Below are 25,442 nucleotides of genomic sequence, written 5' to 3'. Positions count from 1 at the left end.
AGCGCGCGCTCCGGTCATTTTGCGACAGCGCGGCGGCTATGAATGGTGGCCAAGGGATAACGCGCCCTCCCCGGCATAAAAAAACCGCGCCGGGAAGGCGCGGTTCGAGGGTTCGATGCAGAGGTCGCCGCTTATTGAACCGGCTGTTCCATGCCAGCCGTGGTGTCGAGCGCCAGCTCGGCATTGCCGTCCATCTGATAGATGTCGTCGCGGAACTGGACGATGCCGTCGGGCATGCCCCAGGCAGAGATGTAGACGAAATAAACCGGAACCTCCGTGGCGAGCTTGATCGGCGTGTTGACGCCGGTTGCGATCACCTGCTCCATCTGCTGGCGGCTCCAGCCGGGGGTCTCGCGCAACAGCCAGTTCGATAGGTCGCGCACGTTCTGGACGCGGACACAGCCCGAGGATTCGAAGCGCATGAGCTTGTTGAACAGGCCCTGCTGCGGCGTGTCGTGCATATACTCGCCGTTCTTGTTGTAGAAGTTGATCTTGGTCGAGGCCATGGCGTTGGTCTTGCCGGGGTCCTGGCGGAACATCAGGTTCGGCGCCTCGCCGTTCCAGTCGATGGTCTCGGGGGCGACTTCGTTGCCCTTGCCGTCGATCAGGCGGATGGCGTTCTTTTCGAGATAGGTCGGATCCTTGCGCATCAGCGGCATGATGTCCTTCTCGACGATCGAGCGCGGCGAGGTCCAGTAAGGGTTGAGGATGACCTCGTAGATCTTCGAGTTGACGAGATGCGTCGGGCGGCTCAAGCGGCCGACAACCGCGGTGTGGCGCGTCGCGACACTGCCGTCTTCGACAGCCTCGACATAGGCGGCCGGAATATTGACCATCACGTGACGGCGGCCCAGATCTTCCGGGAAGGTCTGCAGACGGACGATATTGGTGTTCAGCTGCTGCAGACGGACATCGGCGGGGATGTTCATCGCCTTCAGCGTGAATTCGCCGAGAACGCCGTCGGACGGCAGGCCGTGGCGCGCCTGGAAGCGCTTGACGGCACCGTCGACATAGGAATCGAAGGCGCTCGACATGCCGGCCTCGCGCGGCAGGTCGCCAGTGATCGCAAGGCGCTGGCGCAGCGCCTGGACCGCGGGATGGCTGACGCCGAGCTGCAGGCGCTGGTCACCGGGGTTGACCTCAGGCCAGCCGCCGGCTGCAGCGATCTGCTGATACTGCATGACCGCCTGCTGCGCGCTGGCGACCGATTGCGGCCCGAGGATCGGGGTGTTGGAAACGACGGCGCTTGCCGTGCGCGACGCCGCCTTGGCGTCGAACTGGTCATCCCAGTTGCCGCGGCGCGGCGCGTTGATCAGCGTATCGAGCGCCGATTGCGCAAATGCCGGCGCGGCGATCGCGCTGGCGCCAACCGTTGCCGCGGACGCAAGGAAAGCGCGGCGCGAGAGAGCTTCAATTCCGTTTTTCTTCGACATAGTCCCAACCACTCAATGCCGCCATCAGAAGAAGCCGCGGCTCTTTGCGAAATCACTGCGCTATAACGCAGATCCCTGTCCATTCATTGTCCCGGCGTATCAAAAAACTCCGCCTGCCCATCACAAGATTGCGATGCGACAGGCTGAACATTCCTGATCGGTCCATTGAAAGCGCCGGTTGTTAAGCCTTTCGCTGCCACACCAATATGGCCAATTCGTGTTGCCGGGTCGGTAGAGGACTGCCGGCTGCCGGGAACGCGACGCAACGAACCATATGACGGGGTAAACCGTGCCGGTTAATAACGGCTAAAAAACGGCTTGAATACCGGGCTTTGCGCTTGTCAGCCATGCGTTGCAAAGATGCCACGCAGATCAAACGGCAAATCGGACGTGCAGGGAACACGTCCGATTTTCTGCAACCCTGAAAGGAGGTCCGGGGTCTCAGAGGCGATACATGATGCTGTCGTTCCAGAAACGGTCCAGACGCTGGAGAAGCTTGTTCATCTGGGTGAACTCGTCTGTGCCGATGCCGCCGACCTTGTCGATCGAGGTAATGTGGCGTTCGTAGAGCTTGGCCACCGTTTCGGCGATGTCCTGGCCGGTTTCGGTCAGGCTGATGCGGACCGAGCGGCGGTCGATGCGGGAGCGCTGATGGTTGATGAAGCCGAGATCGACCAGCTTCTTGACGTTGTAGGAAACATTGGAGCCGAGATAGTAGCCACGCGAGCGCAACTCGCCGGCGGTCAGCTCGGAATTGCCGATGTTGAAAAGGAGCAGCGCCTGGATGGCGTTGACGTCGCTGCGACCCTGACGGTCGAACTCGTCCTTAATGACGTCGAGAAGACGACGGTGAAGACGTTCAACAAGATGAAGGGATTCCATGTAAAGATCACGGATGCCCTGGTCCTGCTGGTCACGGAAGTTCGATACCGCCTGCGGCTTGATTTTCGTGTTCATATTGACTGCCTCACTGTTTGGTTGGCGGTGTGTTTTCTTCCCGCCTTGAGTGAGACCCTATCGAATACATATAAAATTCGACTTAAACCGCAGGCTTAACGGAGCCTTACTGGTAACTCCACGTTGTCTCAGGGTAAATCAACACTTACCTGGCGGCGGTGCCGGCGCTTTTCCAGCCACAGCAGCAGGCGGAAAATCCAGTAAACGACGGCGACCATGACATGCAGCAGGATGATCAGCTGGTTGGGGCCGAAAATATCCGGCAGCAGGCCGTACATCAGGATCTGGCCGCCGGCGGCCAGCACCCAGATGACCGGTCCCCAGGAGACGGTGAGCCAGAGACCGAGAGAAGCGACGGGGAAAAGCACGGCGAGACTGGTGCTTGCCACCTTCCACGGCAGGCTCAAAAGATCGAAGCGGCCGGCGCCGACCAGCGAATAGCCGACGAGCATCGCCCAATATTGCAGGCCGAACCAGAAGCAGGAGACGGCGACCAGTCTCAGGAAGAGAATGAAGAGGATATCCGCCAGTGTGCGTTTCGGTATCGTCGGGGAATCGGTTTCCATAGCGCAGACATCGGTTCGGGGTTGCATCTTCATAAGGGCGTCAGCGCGTCCGACAAGACGCGCTGACGCCGCTCTATCACATCGAGCCTGCGCATAACCGCGAAAATCGATTGGATTTCGGGATTATGCGCCAGAGGTTTTCCGCCGCGGCCAATCGTCCGGTTTGGATTTTCCGGGCGTCATGATAATGAGCGCTCCGATAAATGGAATGGGCTGGGGGCAGATATCATGCAGGACAGGACTCATCTCGTCGACGAGATCACCGGCCATCGCCGCATGCGGCGCAACCGCAAGGCGGATTGGACGCGCCGGCTGGTGCAGGAAAACCGGCTGACCGTCGACGACCTGATCTGGCCTATCTTCATCGTGCCGGGCTCCGGCATTATCGATCCGATCCCGGCCATGCCCGGCGTCAACCGCATGAGCATCGACAAAGCCGTCGAGGCGGCGCGCGAAGCGGCCGGCCTCGGCATTCCCGCACTCGCCACCTTTCCGAATATCGAGATGGAACTGCGCGACGAGACGGGCTCGAACAGTCTCGAAGCCAACAACCTGATCAATCAGGCGACGGCGGCGATCAAGAAGGCAGTGCCCAATATCGGCGTCATCACCGACGTCGCGCTCGATCCCTTCACCAGCCACGGCCATGACGGCATTCTCAGAGGCAACGAGATCGTCAACGACGAGACGGTCGACCAGGTGGCGCGCGCCGCTGTGATGCAGGCCGGTGCCGGCGCCGACATCATTGCGCCATCAGAGATGATGGACGGGCGCATCGGCGCGATCCGCATGGCGCTCGATGCGGCCGGCCACCAGAATGTCGGCATTATGAGCTATGCGACGAAATTCGCCTCCGCCTTCTACGGCCCCTATCGCGAGGCGATCTCGACGGGCGGGCTGCTGAAAGGCGACAAGAAGACCTATTATATCGACCCCGCCAACGGCACCGAGGCGATCCGCGATGCCGCCCTCGACGTCGAGGAAGGCGCCGACATGCTGATGGTCAAGCCCGGCCTGCCCTATCTCGATATCTGCTGGCGGATGAAGGAGGCCTTCGGCCTGCCGACCTTTGCCTACCAGGTTTCCGGCGAATATTCGCAGATCAAGGCGGCGGCGATGAACGGCTGGATCGATGGCGAACGGGCGATGCTCGAAACGCTGCTGTCGTTCAAGCGGGCTGGATGCGATGGTGTCCTCACCTATTTCGCTGTCGAGGTGGCGAAAATTCTCGCAAAGCGGTGATTTCGAGCGCGATTGGCGATTTAGGGGCAGATTATTGCATTTTGCCCTGCCGATACCATATCAGCCGCATCGCTTTTCCGCAGGAGATTGAGATGAGCTACAACCCCAATCCGCTTTATGCCGCACCGGAGGACTGGCGCGCCTATAGCGGCGTGTTGAGCCGCCGCGTCTTCGCCTTCATCCTCGATTACGTCATCGTGGCACTGCTCTGGATTCCAGCCGCGGTCGTGCTGTTCTTCCTGTCGATCCTGACGCTCGGGCTCGGCTTCCTGCTCTACCCTGCCCTCTTCGTCATCGTCGCCGGCATTTACTTCGGCCTGACCGTGGGCGGGTCGAGCCAGGCCTCTCTCGGCATGCGCGCCATGGGGATCGCAATCGTGCGCGTCGATGGACGGCCGATGGATTTCCTGACGGCGATCGTGCATCTGGCGCTGTTCTGGATCCTCAACTCGGTGCTGACGCCGCTTATCCTGCTTGCCGGCCTGTTTACCGAGCGCAGCCGTCTCATCCACGACCTCCTGGTCGGCACGGCGACGGTGCGTACATCCTGAGCGACTGACCGAGGATATCGCTGAAACCTTAAGCGGAGACGAAATAAAGTCTCCGCTTTCTCTTTGCCCGGGGGCGCCAGCGCCCCATATCTAAAATTAGAAGACTGAAATGAAGGCGAAGCCCGCCTCGCTGTTGACGTTTTCTATTCTTAGGTCATGCTGTCAAGAAACGGCACGGTCTCGACAAGGAAATTTCCGCAACAGATGAATACGCAGACGACGCCATCCCCGCAGTTTTATCTGACGGCTCCGGCTGCGTGTCCGTATCTGCCGCATGAGATGGAGCGTAAGGTGTTCACCCATCTGGTCGGCCCGCGCGCCGCCGAGATGAACGACATCCTGACCCAGGGCGGTTTCCGCCGTTCCCAGAATATCGCCTACCGTCCGGCCTGCGAATCCTGTCGCGCCTGCGTTTCCGTGCGCATTCTCGCCCAGGAATTCGAACCGACGAAATCGATGAAGCGGGTGCTTGCCGCCAATTCCGACGTCATCGCCACCGAATTCGCCGCCCAGCCCTCCAGCGAGCAGTATTCGCTGTTCCGACGTTATCTCGATTCTCGCCACCAGCAGGGCGGCATGTCCGACATGACCGTTCTCGACTATGCGATCATGGTGGAAGATACGCATGTGAACACGCGAATCGTCGAATATCGCCGGCGCGAGGAAGGCTCCGGGCTGGAGCAGCGGCCGAAGGGCGAGCTGCTTGCCGCCGCCCTTACCGACACGATGAGCGACGGGCTGTCGATGGTCTATTCCTATTTCAATCCGGATATCGAGCGGCGTTCGCTCGGCACCTTCATGATTCTCGACCATATCAGGCGCACGAAAGCGCTGGGCCTGCCGCATGTCTACCTCGGCTACTGGGTTCAGGGGTCGCGAAAAATGGACTACAAGACACGCTTCCAGCCACAGGAACATCTGACCCCGCGTGGCTGGGAACGTTTCGATCCCGCCTCCATGCCCGAAAGCACCCACGATTAGAGCCTTTCCTGGCCAGATTGAATCATTCTGTTGGCTCAAACGGAGTCGGATGGTCGACCGGCTGGCGCGCGTCGTAGCCAAGCTCTACGGCCAAGCCGGCCGGTCGATCAGCCGGCCCGTTTCAGCCAACCCTCTTGCAGATTTGCGTGGCAAATCTGCAAGACTTAAAATCGCCGGACGCACTTGTCGCTTCGCCATGGCGAAGCGGTGCGGCTGGTGGGCCGGGCATCTCTAGCCAGGGCAAAGGCGATCGGCTCGGACGTACCTTGGGGTATGCCCTTCGCCAATCGCCTTTGCCCTGACGAAAACCTGCTCCGGCAGAATGCTTCAATCTGACCAGGAAAGGCTCTGAATGTTCCCCATCGCTCTTTCCGATCATCGGAAGGGTCTGCTGCTGACGGCGGTCGGCGGGCTGGCGCTTTCCATGGATATCCCGCTCGTCCGTCTCGGCGATGGCGACATCTGGTCGATCCTGGCAATACGCAGTGCTGCAACGGTTCTCGCCACATTCGTCATCCTGGGAGCAATGCGCCTTGCCTCGGGCAAATGGCCGATCCTCGTTCCGGGGCGAGCCGGCCTAATCGCCGGCCTGCTCTACGGCATCTCGTCCCTCACCTTCGTGCTTTCAGTCTTCAACACGGCCACAGCCAATGTTGTCTTCATCGTCGCCTTCAACCCGATGTTCGCTGCGCTTCTTTCCTGGATTTTCCTCAAGGAGAAGCCGCAGCCCGCAACGCTGATCGCCATGCTGTTCATGATCTCGGGCGTCGGGCTGATCGTGCGCCAGGGGCTTGCGAGCGGTCATGTTTTTGGCGACGCCATGGCGCTTCTCAGCGCACTTATTCTTGCCGCAGCCATCACGGTAGGGCGTGCCTCGCGCCGGGAAATGGGCTTCGTACCGCTGCTGGCCGCCATCCTGCCGGCGGCACTCGGCCTCGCGCAAGCCTTGCCCTCAGGGCTTGCCATCGCCCATCCCGGCTGGATCCTTTTCAATGGCGCCATCATGATGCCGGTCGCCTTCTGGTGCCTGGCGACAGGGCCGCGTTATCTCTCGGCGCCTGAAGTCGGCATGTTCTATCTCTTGGAAACGGTGCTCGCGCCGATCTGGGTCTGGCTGATCTTTGCCGAAACGCCGGCGACGATGACGCTCGTCGGCGGCGGCATCCTGGTGGTTGCAATCGCAGCGCATTCTGCTTGGATGGTGCGTAGGAAAAACATCAGGCAACTGGCAGGCTAAGACGTTGTCGCTTGCGCAGCCTCATGTTATAACGCCGTTATCACAGAGGATAAAAGCCATGAACGTCACAATCCGCAAGATCGGCAATTCCGAGGGCATTATCATCCCGAAGGAAGCTCTCGACCGTCTTGGATTGAAGACAGGCGACTCAGTGGAATTGCAGCTGGAGAACGGCGGCATCACCTTGAAACCCGCCGATGAGGATTTGTCCCGTCAGCTCGAGGCGGCGCGTTATTTCATGGACAAGTATAAGGTCGCCTTGAAAAAGCTGGCCGAATAATGGCCTTCAAATTCCTGACGCGACCATTGGTGGAGAGCCTGCAGAAAATGCAGATCGAGCGGTTCGGCGGTCTCGCAGGACTGCGTGATGAAGGCGCGCTGGAATCTGCTTTCGGCCGGCGGATGCATAAGGCAAATTACGGCTGCGACGACGTCATCGAACTCGCCGCCGCATATCTTTTCGGCCTTGCCCGCAACCACGCATTCGTCGACGGCAACAAGCGGATAGCGATCGTCACCGCCGGTGTGTTCCTTCTCGAAAACGGCTACGAGATCGAAACGACCGATGCCAATCTCTACGCCTTCGTTCTTGCCGTCGCCGCCGGCGAGATCGACGAAGAGGGTGCGACCCGCTTCCTTCGGGATTTCAGCATAGTGCTCAACCCGTCGCCTTGAACTGCTGCTGCTCCAGTTCCCTGCCCAGCCCTTCGACCACATGCGCCCAGCCTTGCCGGGTCTTTTCCTCGTGTTCGGCCCATTCGGCGCACATTTCATGGGTCAGCGTCAGACGGCTGCCGCCTCCGAGAGGCTCGATGTCGATTTCGACACGGTCGCAATTGTGGTCGTGCTCCTCGACGGAGAAGCTGAAGACCATGCGTTGCGGGCGCTTCAGTTCCAGGAATACACCCTGGTGAAAGGCGTCGCCGGTCGGGCGGCGGTCGACGACGAAGAAACGGCCGCCGACATGCGGATCGATATCGGCGCGGATGACGTGACCGTCATCGGTGGCAAACAGGAAGCGGCGGGCGATTTCGGGGTTGAGCCAGGCATCGTAGACGACCGCGGGCGGCACCCTGTAGGTGTGGCTGACATGCAATTTGATGGTGCTGGCGGGCATCGATTTTCCTCCGGTAACGGCGTGCGCCTCTCCCAGGCGAACGTAAACACCGGCCATTCCGCCAGCCTCGGAAGCGGCCTTCTCCTATTTTTGGTAACAATAATGAAATAGAGGAGTTCCCGCGCCCGCCAAGGGCCGAGCGCGGAATTTGTGCCTCAGCCGGCGAATTTGCCGCTGCGCGGGAAACCCTTCGGCACGGTGCGGCCGGCGGTGGCGCGGTCGGACAGCCACTCGGCAAGCTCGTCCTTGTTCTTGGTAAAGGTGCGGCCGGCGCTGTCTTCCCAGAAGAGGCCGTCTGATATCGCGAAGCAGCGGACGTCGGAAATGCCGCCATCCTTGTAGCGCTGCAGACGCACGCCCTTGCCGCGCGACATTTCCGGCACCTGCGCCAAGGGGAAGACCAGCAGCTTGCGGTTTTCACCGACGACGGCGACATGATCGCCACCGACCGGCACGAGCAGTTGGGTTTCCTCGGGCAGCGCCACATTCATGATCTGCTTGCCCTTGCGCGTATTGGCGACCAGTTCGGCCTCAGCAACGACGAAGCCGTTGCCGGCAGTGGAAACGATCAACTGCTTACGCGCGGGATCGTGGACGAATGCGGTCAGCACCGCCTGGTCGTTGTCCATGTCGACCATGATGCGCAACGGTTCGCCATGGCCGCGACCGCCCGGCAGCTTGTCGCCACCGAGCGTGAAGGCCTTGCCACCTGTCGTGACGATCAGGATCTTGTCCGTCGTCTGCGCCGGGAAGGCCAGCTTCAAGCCGTCGCCCTCCTTGAAGGTCAGCGTCGCCGTATCGGCGATATGCCCCTTCAGGGCGCGGATCCAGCCCTTTTCGGAAATGACGACGGTGATCGGCTCCTTCTCGATCATCGCCTGCTGGATCGCTTCCTCGTCGGCTTCGGGCGCATCGGCAAACTGGGTGCGGCGGCGGCCGACCTCGGTCGCCTTGGCGAATTTCTTCTTCACTTCGCCGATTTCCCAGGCGACCGTCTGCCACTGCTTGTCGTCGGAGGAAAGCAGCGCCTCGATCTCGCCCTTTTCCTTGGTGAGTTCGTCGAACTCCTTGCGGATCTCGAACTCTTCCAGCTTGCGCAAGGCGCGCAGCCGCATGTTGAGGATCGCCTCGACCTGATTGTCGGTCAGATCCCAGCGCGCCATCATGACCGGCTTCGGCTCGTCTTCCTCGCGGATGATGCGGATGACCTCATCGATGTTGAGGTAGGCGACCAGAAGACCGCCGAGGATTTCGAGGCGTCTGTCGATCGCCGCCAGGCGGAAGCGCGAGCGGCGCTGCAGGACCTCGCGGCGGTGATCCAGCCACTCCTTCAGCACCTCGTTCAGCGCCATCACCCGCGGGATGCGGCCCATGGACAGCACGTTCATGTTGAGCGGGAAGCGGCTTTCCAGCTCCGTCAGCTTGAACATCGATTCCATCAGGATGGTCGGATCGACGCTGCGCGTCTTCGGCACCAGAACGACGCGGATGTCCTCAGCCGATTCGTCGCGGATATCTTCGAGCAACGGCAGCTTGCGGGCGATCAGCAACTCGGCAATCTTCTCGATCAGCCGCGACTTCTGCACCTGGAAGGGAATTTCGGTAATGACGATCTGGTAGCCGCCGCGGCCGAGATCTTCGGTCTGCCATTTCGCCCGCACGCGGAAACCACCGCGACCGGTGCGATAGCTCTCGATGATGCTGTCGCGGCTGTCGATGATGATGCCGCCTGTGGGGAAATCCGGGCCGGGAATGAATTCAACCAGCTTTTCGACCGTCGCATCGGGATGCTTGATCAGATGCAGGGCGGCATCGCAAAGCTCGTGGGCATTGTGCGACGGGATCGAGGTTGCCATGCCGACGGCGATGCCGGAGGAGCCGTTGGCGAGCAGGTTCGGGAAGGCGCCGGGAAGGACGACCGGCTCGGTATTCGATTCGTCGTAAGTATCACGGAAATCGACGGCATCCTGATCGATGCCTTCGAGCAGCAGTTCCGAGACCGCCGTCATCTTCGATTCCGTGTAACGCATGGCGGCAGGGCTGTCGCCGTCGATATTGCCGAAATTGCCCTGGCCGTTGACCAGCGTGTAGCGCTGCGAGAAATCCTGGGCGAGACGAGCAAGCGCATCGTAGATCGACTGGTCGCCGTGCGGATGGTAGTTACCCATCACTTCGCCGACGATCTTGGCGCATTTCCTGAAGGCTGTATTCGGCCTCAGCCCCATCTCGTTCATCGCATAGACGATGCGGCGGTGGACGGGCTTCAGCCCGTCGCGCACGTCAGGCAAAGCGCGGTGCATGATGGTCGACAGCGCATAGGCGAGATAGCGCTGCTCGAGCGCCGCCTTCAGGTCGACCGGCTGGATGTTGTCGTCGTCTCCGCCGGAAGGCGGCAAAATCTCTTGTCCCATGGGTCTTGACTAGCTCAGAAGAGCCCGCTGGGCAAGGAATCCGGGTCATAGCAGCTGTGGATGAAGTCTTCCGACTGACATCAAAGGATGTGACAAACGTTCCGCCGCAATTTGGACTTCGTTTGCCGTTCCTTTCAACGGAAATTTAGAAGTCCGCAAATATAAAGCGGGCCTAATCCGTAGTAGCGTAACTGCAGATTCAAAACCGCCACACGCCACCAGAGGAATCACCCCCATGAACTTTTACCGGACAACGCGGCTGATGCTGTCGGGCGCAGCCTTTTTCTCACTCGCCGGCTCGGCTTTCGCTCTCGATGGCACCGAGTTGCTGAAGAAGATCAATGCGGCCTACGCGGCGCAGGGCGGAACGATTTCGGCTGAAGCCGTCGATATCGACGGCACGACCGTGACCTTGAAGAACGTCACCGTCAAACCGACCGCCGGCGAAAGCCTGCCCATCGGCGAAGTCACCCTTTCCGGCGTCGAAGAAGACGAGGATGGCGGCTATTACATCGAAGAAGCCGCCTTCCCCGACATCAACAAGACGCAAGACGGCGTCACGGTGACGGCGGAGGGACTGACGCTTGGTGGCATCTCGGTCCCGGCGACGGCGGGCGGCGATACGCTCGATACCATGATGCTTTATGAAAGCGCCCATACCGGCCCGCTGAAGGTGGTCAAGGACGGCGCGGAAGTGTTCTCGCTGCTCGAAAGCAACATGAACCTGACGCTGCGCGAGGATGAATCCGGCTTCGATTTCGACGGCGCCTTCAAAAGCATGAAAGCCGATCTCAGCAAGGCCGAGGATCCGCAGAGCAAGGACGCGATCGAGAAGCTCGCCCTGCAGCACGTCCAGGGCGACATCACCATGAAGGGCGCCTGGGAACTCGCCCCCGGCACGATCGACATTTCTGAATTTGCCTTCGACTTCACCAACATCGGCAAGCTGAACCTCGGGTTCAAGATCTCGGGCTACACGATGGCCTTCATGAAATCGATGCAGGATGCGATGAAGGAATCCGAAGCCAATCCGAACAAGGAACAGTCGCAGCAGGCGCTCGGCCTTGCCATGCTCGGCCTGATGCAGCAGCTTTCCTTCGAGGCGGCGCAAGTGCGTTTCGAAGATGCCTCGATCACCAAGCGTGCGCTCGATTATGCGGGTTCGCAGCAGAACATGTCGGGCAAGCAAATGGCGGATTCGCTGAAGGCGATGACGCCGATCATGCTGGCGCAGCTCAATATCCCGGAACTGCAGAATGCCGTTTCGGCAGCGGTCAGCACCTTCCTCGACGACCCGAAGAGCCTGACCGTCAAGGCCGCTCCTGAAAAGCCGGTGCCGTTCCCGACGATCGTCGGCGCCGCCATGGGCGCACCGACCACCCTGCCGCAGGTGCTCGGCGTCAAGGTTTCGGCCAACGACTGACCACTTCGACCTTACGATAAAAGGCCCGGCAGTTCCGCTGCCGGGCATTTTTGTCTTTCTGAGCTCTCTCCGGCCTCATCGCGAGGTGCCCGAAGTTGGGCCAAGCCACCCGCCCCGTCCTTCGAGGCTTCGGCCCTTGGCCTGCGCGCCTCAGGATGAGGGCTGATCTAGGTGCCGTGCGTAAGGAAGCCGATCGGCGTGCTCTGCAGCCTGCTATATCAGTCCTTCTTGACCGGCGGGATCGGCCGAATCGAGAGCTCGCGCAGCTGCGTCGGGGTTGCCGGGGTCGGCGCGCCCATCAGCAGGTCCTGGGCCTGCTGGTTCATCGGGAACAGCGAGATTTCACGCAGGTTCTTGGCGCCGACGAGCAGCATGACGATACGGTCGATGCCGAAGGCAGCGCCGCCATGCGGCGGCGCGCCGTACTGGAAGGCGCGGTAGAGGCCGCCAAAACGGTCTTCGACATCCTGCTGGCTGAGGCCGACCTTCTCGAAGGCGGCGACCATGGTTTCCGGCGACTGGTTGCGGATCGAGCCCGAGGCGATTTCGAAACCGTTGCAGACGGCGTCGTACTGGAAAGCCTTGATGGTCAGTGGATCCTGGTCCTGCAGCGCATCGAGGCCGCCCTGCGGCATCGAGAACGGGTTGTGCGCGAAATCGACCTTCTTGTCTTCCTCGCTCCATTCGAAGAACGGGAAGTCGACGATCCAGCAGAGTTCGAAACGGTCGCGATCTATAAGGTTCAGCTCTTCGCCGGCCTTGGTGCGGGCTTCACCGGCAAACTTGTAGAATTTCGCCGGATCGCCGGCAACGAAGAAGCAGGCGTCACCGTCATCGAGGCCGAGCTGGGTGCGGATCGCGTCGGTGCGCTCCTCACCGATGTTCTTTGCAAGTGGGCCGGCGCCCTCGAGCTTGTCACCTTCCTTGCGCCAGAAGATGTAGCCGAGGCCAGGCTGACCAGTCGACTGCGCCCAGGCGTTCATGCGATCGCAGAACGCTCTGGAACCGCCGGTCTTAGCCGGAATAGCCCAGATCTCAACCTTCGGGTTGGAGGCAATCATGCCCGCGAAGACCTTGAAGCCGGAGCCGGCGAAATGCTCGGTCACGGCTTCCATGACGATCGGGTTACGCAGGTCGGGCTTGTCCGAACCGTATTTGCGGATCGCCTCGTCATAGGGGATACGCGGCCATTCCTTGGTGACCGGCTTGCCTTCGGCGAATTCCTCGAAAATCGAGGTCATCATCGGGCCCATCGTGTCCCAGACGTCTTCCTGGGTCACGAAGCTCATTTCGAGGTCGAGCTGGTAGAATTCACCCGGCAGGCGGTCGGCTCGCGGGTCTTCGTCACGGAAGCACGGGGCGATCTGGAAATAGCGGTCGAAGCCTGCGACCATCAACAGCTGCTTGTACTGCTGCGGTGCCTGCGGCAGCGCATAGAAGGTGCCGGGGTGGATGCGGGACGGCACGAGGAAGTCGCGCGCGCCTTCCGGCGAGGATGCAGTCAGAATCGGTGTCGTATACTCGGTGAAGCCGACATTGCCCATTTCGCGGCGCATGGCGGAGATGACCTGGGTGCGCTTGACGATGTTCTTGTGTAGCGTTTCGCGGCGCAGATCGAGGAAGCGGTACTTCAGGCGAACGTCTTCCGGATAGTCGGGTTCGCCGAAGACCGGCAGCGGCAATTCCTTGGCAGCCGAGAGCACTTCGATCTCCTGCGCGTAGAGTTCGATCTCGCCGGTTGCCATGTTCTTGTTGACGGTGTCTTCGGTGCGGGCCTTGACGAGGCCGTCGATGCGGATGACCCACTCGCCGCGAACCTGTTCGGCCTGCTTGAAGGCGGGCGAATCCGGATCGGCAACGACCTGGGTGATGCCGTAATGGTCGCGCAGGTCGATGAAGAGAACGCCGCCATGGTCGCGAACGCGGTGGACCCAACCGGAAATCCGGACATTGGCGCCGACGTCCGACTTGCGGAGGGCTGCACATGTGTGGCTGCGATAGCGATGCATCATCTCAATTCCCGGTATCTGGCTTAAAGACGGCAGCAAGGGGCTCCAATGGCTCTCCCGCACCGACAAGAAAATCGGGCGGAAAAGCGCATGGACGCTCCGATTTGTCAAGGCTTGGCGCGCGCAGCCCGCGCGTTTATGGCGAGTCTGCGGCCCGCATGGTGCGGCAGTTTGGCTGCGTTTGCCATATTGATGAAGATGCCTCTCAACTTTAAAAGGATCGGCACTCTCACCCATGGAGCGCCCGCATGCATCTCCTTACTCGCCGCAACCTTCTCAAGGCATCCGCCGTCGCGGGTGCCTATGGTGTCGGCATGGGCATTGCCGGCAAATTCGGGCTTGCCGAGGCAGCGCCCGAGCCGCAGCTGCTGACAGCGGTAAAGACCGAGGCGATGCTGACCGAGGCGGGCCCGACCCGGGATATCATGAGTTGGGGCGATGACGGCATGCCGCCGGTTCTGAGGATGACCAAGGGACGCCCTTACGCGGCACGGCTGAAAAACGGGCTCGACGAGCCGACGACGATCCACTGGCACGGGCTTCGCATCGACAACCGCATGGACGGCGTACCCTTCATGACGCAGCCCTACATCTATACCGGCGACAGCTTCGACTATGCCTTCACGCCGCCCGATGCCGGCACCTTCTGGTATCATCCGCATTGCAACACGCTGACGCAGATGGGGCACGGCATGACCGGCGTCATCGTCGTCGAAGATTCGGCCGATCCAGCGTTCGACGCCGAGGTAGTGCTGAACCTGCGCGACTGGCGGCTCGGCGGCGACGGGCAGTTCATCGCTCCCTTCCGGCCGCGCGACGCCGCCAAGACCGGTACCTACGGCACGGTGCGCACCGCCAACTGGCATCAGGAGCCGCGATATGACGCGCCGGCCGGCGGGCTGGTGCGGCTGCGTATTGCCGTGACCGACGTGACGCGGATCTTCTCGCTGAAGATGGAAGGAGCCGATGCGAGCGTGATTGCGATCGACGGCAATCCGGTACCGAAGCGGTTTCCCCTCGACCTGCTGCAGATCGGGCCGGGTCAGCGGCTCGATCTTGCCGTGCGCATGCCGGACAGCGAGGGCGCCGCCGCAACGCTCGAAGATATCCGCGGCACGACGCCGAAGACGATCGCCAGCCTGCGCGCGGTCGGATCATCCTTGAAGCGCGATATCGGCGATCTCGGGCCGCTTGTCGAAAATCCGGTGGCGAAAGCCGATCTTTCCACCGCCGAACAGATCCCGCTGGTGCTAAGCGCCACCGCCGAGAATGCCGCCGTCGAAAGCATCTGCGGCACGCTCGGCTACAGTTTCTGGGCGATCAACAAGGTGCCGTGGCCGGGCGACACGCCCGATCCGACGGCGCCGCTGGCGGAATTGAAGCTCGGCAAGAGCTACGTTTTCAATCTCGAAAATACCACACCGCATGCGCACCCGATCCATCTGCACGGAATGAGCTTCACGGTGATCTCCTCCTCGACCAGGGAGGTAGTGCCGCTGGTCTCCGATACCTATCTCATCCAGCCGGACGAGAAAGTGCAGCTCGCCTTCGTCGCCGACAATCCCGGCGAATGGCTGCTGCATTGCCATATCATCGAGCATCAGAAGACGGGGATGACCAGCTATCTCAGGGTGAGCTGATCGAGGCTGCACTTTGCGCGCCGCTGTTCGCCTTGCCTCAGTTTAGACGTGATTCTTAGCCAGCAGTGCTCGAAGCGTATGCTGTTGTATTGACATATCGAAGCGAAAGGAGAAGGAAGGTTCAACCGACCTTTTCCTGCGAATGAAATGATATGATCGAAACCACCGCCGATTTGGCGGCCGCCTGCAAAGAGCTGGCCAAGTCCGACTTCATCACCATCGACACCGAATTCCTGCGCGAGACGACCTTCTGGCCGGAGCTTTGCCTGATCCAGATGGCAAGCCCGACGACCGAAGTTCTCGTCGATCCGCTGGCGAAGGGTATCGACCTCGCCCCCTTCTTCGCGCTGATGGCCGATCCGAAGGTGCTTAAGGTCTTTCACGCGGCGCGCCAGGACATCGAAATCATCTTCAATCGCGGGAATCTCATTCCGCATCCGATCTTCGACACGCAGGTCGCCGCCATGGTCTGCGGCTTCGGCGACAGCGTCTCCTATGATCAGCTGGTCAGCCGCATCAAGAACGTCCATATCGACAAGTCGTCGCGTTTCACCGACTGGAGCCGCCGGCCGCTCTCCGACAAGCAGCTGGAATATGCACTAGCCGACGTTACCCATCTGCGCGACGTCTACCTGTCGCTGAAGGCGGAACTCGATCGCGAAGGCCGCACCTCCTGGCTCTCCGAGGAAATGGACATTCTCGAAGCGCGAGAAACCTACGACATGCACCCCGACGATGCCTGGCAGCGACTGAAGATGCGGCTGCGCAAGCCGCAGGAGCTGGCGATCCTGAAATATGTCGCCGCCTGGCGCGAACGCGAGGCACGCGCCCGGAATGTGCCGCGGTCGCGGGTGCTGAAGGATGATGCGATCTACGAGATCGCCCAGCAGCAGCCGAAAGATACCGAGGCGCTCGGCCGGTTGCGCACCATTCCGAAAGGCTGGGAGCGCTCGACGTCAGGCGCATCCGTCATCGAGGCCGTCAACGCGGCGCTTGCTCTTCCGAAGGCCGATATGCCGCATGTGCCGCGCCAGGCGCAGGCGCCCGAAGGGGCCGCTGCCGCCGTCGAACTGCTGAAGGTGCTGCTGAAGCTGATTTCGGAAAAACACGGCGTGGCGCCGAAGGTTATCGCCAACAGCGAGGATCTCGACAGGATCGCCGCCGAGGGCGAGAAGGCCGAAGTCGCTGCCCTTAACGGCTGGCGGCGCGACCTTTTCGGGGAGCCGGCGTTGCAGCTCATCCAGGGCCAGATTGGCCTGCGTTTCGTCGGCCGGAAGGTCGAAACCGTCAGTCTGTGAGACGGAACCAAATTCGCTTGACGCTTTTTTCCCAGCTGAAACAATGGCTGGAGCGACCATCACGGCGAAGAGGCGGCATGCGGGAAATATCTCCGACGCAGAACTGGATCCTGATCACGATCGTCCTGGCTGCCAGCGGCGTCGTCTACGATCTGTCGTTCTACTCCAATCAGACGCCCGTTATCGGGGCGATCTTCGCGCTGTTCATCGGCATGCCGATCATCGCCTTCGAGCGCAAGGTGCTGTTTCGCGCGCTTTACAGACGTATCCAGAAGTTGCCGACCTTTGCCTTCATCGTGACCGAACTGGTGATTTACGAGATCCTGATGAGCATCGGCTTTGCCTGCGCCGCTCTGCTGCTCTCGTCACTCGGCATGGTGAAGCCTTCGTCGTTCCTCGATCTCGTCATCATGCCGTATGAGATCTTCCTCTATGCGCTGGCCGTCTGCTCGGCGATGATCTTCATCCTGCGCGTGCGGGAACTGCTCGGCCGCGACGTTTTCCTCAGCATGCTCGTCAGCCGTTACCGCAATCCGGTCAGGGAAGAACGTGTCTTCCTGTTCATCGATCTGGTCGATTCGACGGCTTTTGCCGAAAAGCACGGCGACCTCCGGGCGCAACAGCTGCTGAGTTCGCTGTTTGCGACCTTCGCCGAACCCGTCAGACGCCACAAGGGCATGATCAACGACTATGTCGGCGATGCCGCGATCATCACCTGGCCGCTGGCTCGCGGCATCAAGGGCGCTCGCTGCGTGCGCTGCATCTTCGACATTTTGGCCGATATCGAAGCCAATGCCGCCGGCTGGCGGAAAAATTACGGCCAGGTGCCGAAGCTCCGCGCCGCCCTTCACGGCGGCGAGATCATCACCGCCGAAATCGGCGTCGACCATCACAAGATCAGCTATTTCGGCGACACTGTGAACACCACCGCCCGGCTGGAAACGCTCTGCCGCAGCCTGAACCGGCCGGTGCTGATCTCCGCCGACCTTGCCCGGCGCATGGAATTTCCCGAGGACATCTCCTGCGAGGATCTCGGCACCCATGCCGTCAAGGGACGCGGCCAGGCGCTCGGTGTCATGGCACTTTCCTCACGCGCCGTCACCGTGCTGAACACGCCCGCCGTCATTCTGCACGGCTGACGAAACACTTTTAGCCGTCACCAAAGCTTCACCCAACCGTCAATTCGCTGACATCAAAGCCCTGCTAAGCGGAAGCCACTCGCATCCGTTCCATGGGGATATCATGAAGACCGTCCTTTTTGCTTCCGTATCACTTTTCATCCTGGCCGCGACTTCCGCTTCGGCCGACCAGCAGCACTTCCCGGCCAAGCTCGCCGGCCAGGCGATCCTGCCTGCCAACACCATGGTTCCGGCACCGGCCGACGCCCCCGAATTTCTCAAGCATTCCGGCAAATTTACCACGGCGGACCGCAAGCGCACCGAAGCGCTCGGCACAGTTCCAGGTAAGGACGGCGCCCGTGTCACCGACCTGAAGCTCCCCTTCGATGGCCAGCCGGTCCAGGGCTTCTCGGGCATCAAGACGATGGCCGACGGCACCTTCTGGACGCTGACGGACAACGGTTTCGGCTCGAAGGCCAACTCTTCGGACGCCATGCTTTTCCTGCACCAGATGAAATTCGACTGGGCCGGTAACAAGGCCGAGATCATCAAGAACCTCTTCCTCTCCGATCCGAACAAGATCGCTCCGTTCCCGATCGTCCTCGAAGGCACGGATACGCGTTACCTCACCGGCGCCGACTTCGACATCGAATCGATCCAGCCGGTTGCCGACGGCTTCTGGCTCGGCGACGAATTCGGCCCCTACATCCTGAAAATCGACACGGAAGGCCGGCTGACGGATGTCATCCCGACGACGCTCGACGGCAAGCCGGTGCTTTCGCCCGACAATCCGCTGATCCAGCTCCCGGGCAACCCGGCCGCGAAGATGCCGGTCTTCAACCTGAAGCGCTCCGGCGGCTTCGAAGGCCTCGCCATGTCGAAGGACGGCTCCAAACTCTACGGCTTGCTCGAAGGCGCCCTCTACAAGGATGACGGCACGATGGAGACGGTCGATGGCCACACTGCCGTCCGCGTCATCGAATTCGACGTCGCCGCCAAGAAATGGACCGGCCGCAGCTGGCTCTATCCGTTCGAAGACAAGGGTGTGTCGATCGGCGATTTCAACATGCTCGACGACACCACCGCTCTCGTCATCGAGCGCGACAGCGGCGCCGGCACCAAGGACAGGGCCTGCGCCGACCCGAAGCAGCCGAAGCCGGATTGCTTCGAGGCTCCGGCGGAGCTGAAACGCGTCTACAAGATCGAGTTCAACGACGCCAATGTCGGCAAGGCCGTCCGCAAGATCGGCTATATCGACCTCCTGAACATTCAGGATCCCGACAATAAGAAGAAGGCGGGCAGCAAGGATGGCGTCTATGACATGCCGTTCGTGACGATCGAAAACGTCGACCGCGTCGACGCCACCCATATCATCATCGGCAACGACAACAACCTGCCCTTCTCAGCCGGCCGAGCCGTCGACAAGGCCGACAATAACGAATTCAGTCTGCTTGAGGTTGGTGAGTTCTTGAACGCGAAGTAAGCAGCAAGTCCTAAGGGCATCTGAGGGCGGCGCGATCAGCGCCGCCTCTTTTGCGCGAGGCATTGCCTCAGCCTCCCTCCTGTGCTCGTCCCAGGAATGAGGGAGGAGCGAGCTTTCAGCACGAAAAGCTAAACCACCGAATACGGCAACAGCGGACCTACCCTACTCGAACAAAAACGCCAGCCGCTTGTTCGTCAGCCTCGACAGCTGCTGCAGGCGGCCGTCCAGGCGTTCGCCGGCGAAATCGCGGTATTCGGGGGGGACGACGAATTCAAGGTCGAGATCCGGGCTCGAGGATTTGCGGAAGGTCAGGTTCTTGACGATGCCGGGCATCGAGGCCGAGAAGAGGTAGACGACCCGCAACATACCGCCGAGCAGCTTGGCGCGCTCGATGAGCAGTGGCGTGGCGATTTGCGCCAGCGGGCCGGTGGCGCCGTCGTCATGCAGGCCTTCGAAACGGTAATAGTTGGTGAGCGCGATGAAGGCGCGGCCGGGATGGCTGATGCCGACAAAGGAGGAGTGGGCGATGACGTTCAGCGCCTGCAGACCGCGATAGTCGGGATGGGCGCGCCAGCTGATATCGGCAAGCAGACAGGCGGCCTGGCGATATCGGCTTTCCTCTTCGGTTTCCTGGACGCCGAAGAGCGGCATCATCCGGCCGGTCCATTCCGCCAGTTCGCGGGCGTGCTCCGGCGAACGGGCACGCAGGATCGCCAGTTCGCCGGCAGCGGCAAGCAGCGGATCGAGGCGGCGTTCGGACTCCGACAGCAGCGAATAGAGATATCCCTCGCGCACCCCCTGCGCCGAGAAGGAAATCACCGAGGGCTTCATCGCGCTCAGCACTTCCTTCATGGCGACGGCGCCGAAGGGCAACAGCGAACGGCGATGCTTGGATACCGCCTGCAGCGCCGGCTCCCTGGAATCGCGGGCGGTCACCACCTGTTCGAGGAAAAGCATCATCGCTTCGAGCGACACCTCATAGCCCTGCATCATGTGCAGCGGATAATGGGTGATTTCCATGTGCAGCTTGGCGATGTTTCGCCAGGTGCCGCCGACGGCGTAGAAGGTGCGCCCCTCGCCTTTCGACAGCAGCTTTGCCGTCTTCACCTGCTTGCGGGCAAAGGTGCGCGCCTTGGAAAGCGAACCGCCGGCATACTCCGACAGGCGCAGGCCGCCGAGCGGCAGGGTGATGCCCTTGCCGACTTCCTTGCCCTTGATATCGATCAGTTCCAGCGAGCCGCCGCCGAGGTCGCCGGCAATACCGTCGGGATTGTAGAAGCCGCTGATGATACCGAGCGAGGCGAATTTCGCCTCCTCTTCGCCGGAGAGCACGCGGACCTTGCGGCCGAGGATTGTTTCCGCCTGATGGATGAAATCAGGACCGTTGCTCGCCTCGCGCGCGGCGGCCGTCGCCAGCACATACATGGTGGCGGCACGCGCCTGGTCGGACAGGGCCTTGAAACGATGCAGCGCCGCCAAAGCCCGGCCGACACTGTCTTCATCCATCTTGCCGGTAAGGGCTATGCCCCTGCCGAGGCCGCAGAGAACCTTTTCATTAAAGAGGACGGTTGGTGAACGGGACATGCCTTCGTAGACGACCAGACGAATGGAATTCGATCCAATGTCGACGACGGAGACCGGGGCGATCCCCGGAAGGCGCCCCTGGGCTTCAGATTCAACCATTTAGGTCCAGTTTTACTTGTTGTTGCGGCCTTCGAGCAGACCGGCGATCAGCTTCGGCGCACTGGACTTCAGAGCTTCTCCACGGCCCGACAGGCTCGGATTGGTCATGAAATACTGCTGCGCATTGAACGGTTCCTCGCCCCTGCGCACTTCCATGCGTCGCGACGTACCGTCGGGCAATATCTCGTAGCTTTGTTGATTGTCAATCACGTTGCCGAGCATAATCTGTGACAAGACCTGCTCGTGAACGGTCGGATTCGTCAGCGGAACCATGGTTTCGACGCGGCGATCGAGATTTCGCGGCATCATGTCGGCCGAACCGATGTAAACCAGCGCCTTGTCGGACGGCAGGCCGTGGCCGTTGCCGAAGCAGAAGATGCGGCTGTGTTCCAAGAAGCGGCCGACGATCGACTTGACGCGGATCTTTTCCGAAAGGCCGGGCACCTGCGGACGCAGGCAGCAGATGCCGCGCACGACGAGATCGATCTCGACGCCGGCATGGCTGGCGCGATAGAGCGCGTCGATGATGTCGGGATCAACCAGCGAATTCATCTTCATCCAGATCGCCGCCGGCCCGCCGTTCCTGGCGTGCTGAATCTCTTCCTCGATGTGGCGCAGGATGCGCGGGCGCATCGTATAGGGCGAAATCGCGAGCTGCATGCCCTGTTCCGGCTCGCCATAGCCGGTGATGAAGTTGAAGATATTCGCCATGTCGTGGGCGATGACCGGATTGCAGGTGAAATAGGACAGGTCGGTATAGATCTTCGCGGTGATCGGGTGGTAGTTGCCCGTTCCCAGGTGGCAATAAGTCCTGAGCTTGCCTTCCTCGCGGCGCACGACCATCGACATCTTGGCGTGGGTCTTGAGCTCGATGAAGCCGAAGACGACCTGCACGCCGGCGCGCTCGAGATCGCGCGCCCAGCGGATGTTCGCCTCTTCGTCGAAGCGGGCCTTGAGTTCGACCAGCGCCGTCACCGACTTGCCGGCTTCGGCGGCGTCGACCAGGGCGCGGACGATCGGACTGTCGTTGGAGGTGCGGTAAAGCGTCTGCTTTATCGCCAGAACGTCAGGATCGCGCGCAGCCTGGAGAAGAAACTGGACCACCACGTCGAAGGATTCGTAGGGGTGATGGACGACCATGTCCTTTTCGCGAATGGCGGCGAAGCAGTCGCCGGCATGTTCGCGGACGCGCTCGGGAAATCGCGCATTGTAGGGAAGAAACCGGAGATCGTCGCGCGGCGCCTTGGTGATCTCGGACAGGGTGTTCAGCGCCAAAAGGCCCGGCAGAACGGCGACGCGATTGTCGGGGATATTGAGCGCCTGAACGACAAATTGACGGAGCGAGGCTGGCATTTCCGAATCGGTCTCGATGCGGATGACCTTGCCGCGGCGGCGGCGCTTCAGCGCCGTTTCGAAGAAGCGGACGAGATCCTCGGCCTCTTCCTCGACTTCGATATCGCTGTCGCGGATGACGCGGAACGTACCGGAGCCCTGCACCTCGTAACCCGGGTAGAGCCGATGGATGAAGATATTGGCGACATCTTCGAGGGTGATGTAGCGGATCGTGTTTCCATCATCCGGCAGGCGGACGAAGCGGTCGAGCGCCACCGGCAGGCGCAGCAGCGCCGTCATCGGCTCGCGGCCATTCTTGCTCACGAGCTGCAGACCGATCGAGAAGCCGAGATTGGGAATGAAGGGGAACGGATGGGCCGGATCGATCGAGAGCGGCGTCAGGACCGGGAAGATCGCCTGTTCGAATTCGGCGGCCAGCCACTGGCGGTCGGCATCGCTCAAGGCACCGGGGCGCACGATCAGGATGTCTTCCTTGGCGAGATACTGCTGCAGCACGGCGAGCGAGGCCTGCTGCTCCATCTGCAGATGGTCGATCTCCTGCAGGATCGAATCGAGCTGCTCGGCCGGCGTCTTGCCGTCGGGGCTACGGATGGCGATGTTCTGGCGTACCTGACCCTCGAGGCCGGCGACACGCACCATGAAGAATTCATCGAGGTTGGCGGCCGAGATCGACAGGAAGCGGACGCGCTCGAGCAGCGGATGCTCGGTATTCAGCGTTTCTTCGAGGACACGGCGGTTGAACTGCAGCCAGGAGAATTCTCGGTTGATAAAGCGCTCGGGGCTCTTGAGCAGCTCTTCCAGCGGGGGGGTGTTGTCGTTGATCTCAGGAGCGAGTTCTTGATGTTCTGCGACTGCACTATCCATTATCCGCTTACCCCGTTCTCAATCGCCACAGGCAATTATATCAGTTTGACGACGGAACTGTGACAGTCAATCGGCCGGTTCCGAATTTCCCAATTCATTCAATACTTCGGCAGCAAGAGACCGGGTGATTTTCGTGCCCCGCGACAGGGCCAGCCGGTCAAGCCTTTCGACGATCGTCTGGGCCGCGTTCAGCGACCGCTCCATCCGGTTGACGATATAGAGCACGAGTTTGTCATCTATATAAAGCTGCCGGTCGGCAAAGAGCTTGACGATCACCTGCGACAACAGCGCCTCATCAGGCTCGCCGATCTCGACGACGGTTGCGGCTTTCAGGCGCGAACGCAGATCGGGCAGCAGAACCGGCCACGACATCGGCCAGAGACGGCTTGTTATCAGCAGGCTGGTGCCGTTTTCGCGGACGCTGTTGATGACATGGAAGAGCGCATTGTCATCGAAGCCGAGGCGGTCAGCGTCCTCGAACAGCACCGGCCCAGTGGCGGCAGCAACCGCGGCGTCCGAACCGAGATCCGGATGGATGCTGACGGCGCCGCTCAATTCGCTCCAGATGCGGGCGAGATGCGATTTCCCCGAACCGACCGGACCGGCGAGCACGACGACCGGCGATGGCCATGCCGGCCAGGCATCGACGATCGAAACGGCGGCAGCGAGACGCTCCGAGATCAGGAGGTCGTCGCGCCCGCTGGCGGCATCGTGCGAAAAGGCCAGTGGCAGCTGCTCTCCGGCCTTGCGCTTCGGATCAGCATTCTTCACGTCATTCATTGGGAACTGATTTCGTCTTCCGGGGGCGGGTGCTCGGCGACCCGCCAAAATAAAGATCGCTCTGAAGATAGCGCGAAAGCGCAAAACGGACAAGAACGCCGACGGCGGCAGCGGCCGGCACGGCGACCAGAAGACCGACGAAACCGAAGAGTGCGCCGAAGGCAAACAACGCAAACATCAGCCAGACCGGATGCAGGCCAACGCTTTCGCCGACAAGCTTCGGCTGCAGAACATTGCCTTCCAGGAACTGGCCGGAGAAGAAGACGGCGAGCACGAGGCCGATCCAGGGATAATCCGGCCAGAACTGCACCAGCGCCACGCCGACGGCAAGAACGAGGCCGACCATCGAGCCGACATAGGGAATGAAGCTGATCATGCCGGCGAAAAGGCCGATCAGCAGACCGAAATTCAGCCCCACGAGGGAAAGGCCGACGGCATAATAGATGCCGAGGATGAGGCAGAGCGAACCCTGGCCGCGAATGAAGCCGGCGATCGCCTGATCGATCTCCTTGGCAATCTGGCGAACCTCATTGATGTAATCACGCGGAATCCAGGCATCCACCTTGGCGACCATGCGGTCCCAGTCGAGCAGGATATAGAAGGCGACGACTGGGGTGACGACGAGCAGCGAGATGACATCGACGATCGCCTTGCCGGAATTCCAGATCTGCGCGAAGAGGCCGGTGAGGAAACCCATACCCTCCGACAGGATACCGGAAAGATTGTCCTTGATCGTGCCCATCTGGTTCTTGATCCAGTCCGGCAGCAACGAATTCTGTGACTGGGTGACGAACTGCTGCAACTGACTGATATAACCCGGCAGGCGCTCGGCGAAGTCGTTGAACTGGCTGACGAGTACCGGAATGAGGATCATCAGCGCCAAGGCGAAGACGACGACGAAGGCAATGAGGATGCCGACCGTCGCCATCATGCGGCTGAGGCCAAGGCGCTCCAGCCGATCGGCCACCGGATCCAGGAAATAGGCGATCGCCATGCCGGCGATGAAAGGCAAAAGGATCGAACTGAAGACATAAAGAAAGACGATGAAAAAGACGAGCACGGCCAGCCAGAAGAAGATCTGGCGCTTGAGACTGTTGCCGCTGACATGCTGTGGCATCGCTTCCCCGCTGATCGCTCGCCGCCGCTGAATGCCGCATCCGATCCGACGCGGCCATTCAGCACATAGGATGCAGGCGCAAAGATGGTCAACCCTGTTGCGCCAAATCCCGAAAAGGCTGCGGGAGGACGTGGGAAATTGGGGGCTTTTGCCATGCAGTGCTTGCATAAACGCCCCTG

At 61.0% G+C, this 25,442-nt stretch carries 21 protein-coding genes; 11 read left to right on the top strand and 10 right to left on the bottom strand.

The annotated features are described in order from the left end of the window. Nucleotides 1-131: 131 nt before the first annotated feature. The 3 genes from PO860_RS05765 to PO860_RS05755 form a co-directional block, all read right to left on the bottom strand. The gene (locus tag PO860_RS05765; RefSeq protein ID WP_273884050.1) at nt 132-1,433 is read right to left on the bottom strand and encodes a L,D-transpeptidase family protein; all 1,302 of its coding nucleotides are present in this window, start codon (nt 1,431-1,433) and stop codon (nt 132-134) included. A gap of 441 nt (nt 1,434-1,874) precedes the next feature. Beyond that, nucleotides 1,875-2,390 carry a transcriptional regulator LdtR gene (gene ldtR / locus PO860_RS05760; protein WP_003574072.1) on the bottom strand — a complete coding sequence of 172 codons (516 nt, stop codon included), beginning with the start codon at nt 2,388-2,390 and terminating at the stop codon, nt 1,875-1,877. 128 nt (nt 2,391-2,518) lie between these two features. Further along, nucleotides 2,519-2,956: a DUF6163 family protein gene (locus PO860_RS05755; protein ID WP_063474274.1), complete on the bottom strand. Its 438-nt coding sequence runs from the start codon at nt 2,954-2,956 to the stop codon at nt 2,519-2,521. Between the two features lie 228 nt (nt 2,957-3,184). On the opposite strand from PO860_RS05755, the gene hemB reads away from it, so the two are divergent. The 6 genes from hemB to PO860_RS05725 all read left to right on the top strand — a co-directional run bounded on the left by hemB (nt 3,185) and on the right by PO860_RS05725 (nt 7,642). Continuing rightward, nucleotides 3,185-4,198 carry a porphobilinogen synthase gene (gene hemB, locus PO860_RS05750; RefSeq protein WP_183606450.1) on the top strand — a complete coding sequence of 338 codons (1,014 nt, stop codon included), beginning with the start codon at nt 3,185-3,187 and terminating at the stop codon, nt 4,196-4,198. Between the two features lie 92 nt (nt 4,199-4,290). Continuing rightward, the gene (locus PO860_RS05745; protein WP_183606448.1) at nt 4,291-4,749 is read left to right on the top strand and encodes an RDD family protein; all 459 of its coding nucleotides are present in this window, start codon (nt 4,291-4,293) and stop codon (nt 4,747-4,749) included. Nucleotides 4,750-4,953: 204 nt separating this feature from the next. Continuing rightward, entirely contained in the window at nt 4,954-5,730 is a 777-nt protein-coding gene (locus PO860_RS05740; protein WP_183606447.1) for an arginyltransferase, read from the top strand. A 352-nt stretch (nt 5,731-6,082) separates the two neighbouring features. Further along, nucleotides 6,083-6,967, top strand: coding sequence for a DMT family transporter (locus PO860_RS05735; RefSeq protein WP_273884051.1), 885 nt, complete (start codon nt 6,083-6,085; stop codon nt 6,965-6,967). Nucleotides 6,968-7,025: 58 nt separating this feature from the next. Continuing rightward, complete coding sequence (locus PO860_RS05730; RefSeq protein ID WP_183606443.1) at nt 7,026-7,247, top strand: AbrB/MazE/SpoVT family DNA-binding domain-containing protein; 222 nt, start codon at nt 7,026-7,028, stop codon at nt 7,245-7,247. Continuing rightward, entirely contained in the window at nt 7,247-7,642 is a 396-nt protein-coding gene (locus tag PO860_RS05725) for a type II toxin-antitoxin system death-on-curing family toxin (RefSeq protein ID WP_275034963.1), read from the top strand. The genes PO860_RS05730 and PO860_RS05725 overlap by 1 nt, the downstream gene beginning before the upstream one ends. Here the strand turns inward: PO860_RS05725 and PO860_RS05720 are convergent. Then, nucleotides 7,626-8,084 (bottom strand): SRPBCC family protein, encoded by a 459-nt coding sequence (locus tag PO860_RS05720; RefSeq protein WP_183606441.1) that lies wholly within the window; start codon nt 8,082-8,084, stop codon nt 7,626-7,628. The two genes, PO860_RS05725 and PO860_RS05720, sit on opposite strands and share 17 nt — an antisense overlap. Before the next feature lie 155 nt (nt 8,085-8,239). After that, nucleotides 8,240-10,495, bottom strand: coding sequence for a DNA topoisomerase IV subunit A (gene parC / locus PO860_RS05715; RefSeq protein WP_272783392.1), 2,256 nt, complete (start codon nt 10,493-10,495; stop codon nt 8,240-8,242). 235 nt (nt 10,496-10,730) lie between these two features. Between parC and PO860_RS05710 the strand changes: the two genes are divergently transcribed. Further along, nucleotides 10,731-11,918, top strand: coding sequence for a hypothetical protein (locus PO860_RS05710; protein ID WP_272783391.1), 1,188 nt, complete (start codon nt 10,731-10,733; stop codon nt 11,916-11,918). Nucleotides 11,919-12,136: 218 nt separating this feature from the next. On the opposite strand, the gene aspS is transcribed toward PO860_RS05710, so the two are convergent. Next, the gene (gene aspS / locus PO860_RS05705) at nt 12,137-13,927 is read right to left on the bottom strand and encodes an aspartate--tRNA ligase (protein ID WP_273884183.1); all 1,791 of its coding nucleotides are present in this window, start codon (nt 13,925-13,927) and stop codon (nt 12,137-12,139) included. Nucleotides 13,928-14,175: 248 nt separating this feature from the next. Between aspS and PO860_RS05700 the strand changes: the two genes are divergently transcribed. From PO860_RS05700 to PO860_RS05685, 4 genes are all read left to right on the top strand, one after another. Then, nucleotides 14,176-15,567 (top strand): multicopper oxidase family protein, encoded by a 1,392-nt coding sequence (locus tag PO860_RS05700; protein ID WP_275038210.1) that lies wholly within the window; start codon nt 14,176-14,178, stop codon nt 15,565-15,567. A 152-nt stretch (nt 15,568-15,719) separates the two neighbouring features. Continuing rightward, nucleotides 15,720-16,865 (top strand): ribonuclease D, encoded by a 1,146-nt coding sequence (gene rnd, locus PO860_RS05695; protein WP_183606435.1) that lies wholly within the window; start codon nt 15,720-15,722, stop codon nt 16,863-16,865. Nucleotides 16,866-16,942: 77 nt separating this feature from the next. After that, a complete protein-coding gene (locus PO860_RS05690; RefSeq protein ID WP_183606433.1) occupies nt 16,943-18,004 on the top strand; it encodes an adenylate/guanylate cyclase domain-containing protein in 1,062 nt (353 codons plus the stop codon). Nucleotides 18,005-18,107: 103 nt separating this feature from the next. Beyond that, complete coding sequence (locus tag PO860_RS05685; protein WP_273884053.1) at nt 18,108-19,466, top strand: esterase-like activity of phytase family protein; 1,359 nt, start codon at nt 18,108-18,110, stop codon at nt 19,464-19,466. Between the two features lie 162 nt (nt 19,467-19,628). On the opposite strand, the gene ppx is transcribed toward PO860_RS05685, so the two are convergent. The 4 genes from ppx to PO860_RS05665 form a co-directional block, all read right to left on the bottom strand. Next, the gene (gene ppx, locus PO860_RS05680; RefSeq protein ID WP_183606430.1) at nt 19,629-21,149 is read right to left on the bottom strand and encodes an exopolyphosphatase; all 1,521 of its coding nucleotides are present in this window, start codon (nt 21,147-21,149) and stop codon (nt 19,629-19,631) included. A gap of 12 nt (nt 21,150-21,161) precedes the next feature. Next, nucleotides 21,162-23,366 (bottom strand): RNA degradosome polyphosphate kinase, encoded by a 2,205-nt coding sequence (locus PO860_RS05675; protein ID WP_183606429.1) that lies wholly within the window; start codon nt 23,364-23,366, stop codon nt 21,162-21,164. Between the two features lie 66 nt (nt 23,367-23,432). Beyond that, the gene (gene hdaA / locus PO860_RS05670) at nt 23,433-24,146 is read right to left on the bottom strand and encodes a DnaA regulatory inactivator HdaA (protein WP_273884054.1); all 714 of its coding nucleotides are present in this window, start codon (nt 24,144-24,146) and stop codon (nt 23,433-23,435) included. After that, nucleotides 24,139-25,263 (bottom strand): AI-2E family transporter, encoded by a 1,125-nt coding sequence (locus tag PO860_RS05665; protein WP_183606427.1) that lies wholly within the window; start codon nt 25,261-25,263, stop codon nt 24,139-24,141. The genes hdaA and PO860_RS05665 overlap by 8 nt, the downstream gene beginning before the upstream one ends. Nucleotides 25,264-25,442 lie beyond the last annotated feature (179 nt).

Source organism: Rhizobium binxianense, assembly GCF_028994275.1.
Classification (GTDB): domain Bacteria; phylum Pseudomonadota; class Alphaproteobacteria; order Rhizobiales; family Rhizobiaceae; genus Rhizobium; species Rhizobium binxianense.
The sequence above is the reverse complement of the archived record's forward strand: the minus strand, read 5'-3'. Positions and strand labels throughout refer to the sequence as shown.

Excerpts from the sequence above, each read along its gene's own strand:
- PO860_RS05700 (WP_275038210.1), top strand. The coding sequence starts at position 14,176 with ATGCATCTCCTTACTCGCCGCAACCTTCTCAAGGCATCCGCCGTCGCG.
- PO860_RS05675 (WP_183606429.1), bottom strand. The coding sequence starts at position 23,366 with ATGGATAGTGCAGTCGCAGAACATCAAGAACTCGCTCCTGAGATCAAC.
- hemB (WP_183606450.1), top strand. The coding sequence starts at position 3,185 with ATGCAGGACAGGACTCATCTCGTCGACGAGATCACCGGCCATCGCCGC.
- PO860_RS05740 (WP_183606447.1), top strand. The coding sequence starts at position 4,954 with ATGAATACGCAGACGACGCCATCCCCGCAGTTTTATCTGACGGCTCCG.
- parC (WP_272783392.1), bottom strand. The coding sequence starts at position 10,495 with ATGGGACAAGAGATTTTGCCGCCTTCCGGCGGAGACGACGACAACATC.
- PO860_RS05720 (WP_183606441.1), bottom strand. The coding sequence starts at position 8,084 with ATGCCCGCCAGCACCATCAAATTGCATGTCAGCCACACCTACAGGGTG.
- PO860_RS05725 (WP_275034963.1), top strand. The coding sequence starts at position 7,247 with ATGGCCTTCAAATTCCTGACGCGACCATTGGTGGAGAGCCTGCAGAAA.
- PO860_RS05745 (WP_183606448.1), top strand. The coding sequence starts at position 4,291 with ATGAGCTACAACCCCAATCCGCTTTATGCCGCACCGGAGGACTGGCGC.
- PO860_RS05730 (WP_183606443.1), top strand. The coding sequence starts at position 7,026 with ATGAACGTCACAATCCGCAAGATCGGCAATTCCGAGGGCATTATCATC.
- PO860_RS05685 (WP_273884053.1), top strand. The coding sequence starts at position 18,108 with ATGAAGACCGTCCTTTTTGCTTCCGTATCACTTTTCATCCTGGCCGCG.
- PO860_RS05735 (WP_273884051.1), top strand. The coding sequence starts at position 6,083 with ATGTTCCCCATCGCTCTTTCCGATCATCGGAAGGGTCTGCTGCTGACG.
- ppx (WP_183606430.1), bottom strand. The coding sequence starts at position 21,149 with ATGGTTGAATCTGAAGCCCAGGGGCGCCTTCCGGGGATCGCCCCGGTC.
- PO860_RS05665 (WP_183606427.1), bottom strand. The coding sequence starts at position 25,263 with ATGCCACAGCATGTCAGCGGCAACAGTCTCAAGCGCCAGATCTTCTTC.
- PO860_RS05755 (WP_063474274.1), bottom strand. The coding sequence starts at position 2,956 with ATGGAAACCGATTCCCCGACGATACCGAAACGCACACTGGCGGATATC.
- PO860_RS05710 (WP_272783391.1), top strand. The coding sequence starts at position 10,731 with ATGAACTTTTACCGGACAACGCGGCTGATGCTGTCGGGCGCAGCCTTT.
- aspS (WP_273884183.1), bottom strand. The coding sequence starts at position 13,927 with ATGCATCGCTATCGCAGCCACACATGTGCAGCCCTCCGCAAGTCGGAC.
- PO860_RS05690 (WP_183606433.1), top strand. The coding sequence starts at position 16,943 with ATGCGGGAAATATCTCCGACGCAGAACTGGATCCTGATCACGATCGTC.
- PO860_RS05765 (WP_273884050.1), bottom strand. The coding sequence starts at position 1,433 with ATGTCGAAGAAAAACGGAATTGAAGCTCTCTCGCGCCGCGCTTTCCTT.
- hdaA (WP_273884054.1), bottom strand. The coding sequence starts at position 24,146 with ATGAATGACGTGAAGAATGCTGATCCGAAGCGCAAGGCCGGAGAGCAG.
- ldtR (WP_003574072.1), bottom strand. The coding sequence starts at position 2,390 with ATGAACACGAAAATCAAGCCGCAGGCGGTATCGAACTTCCGTGACCAG.
- rnd (WP_183606435.1), top strand. The coding sequence starts at position 15,720 with ATGATCGAAACCACCGCCGATTTGGCGGCCGCCTGCAAAGAGCTGGCC.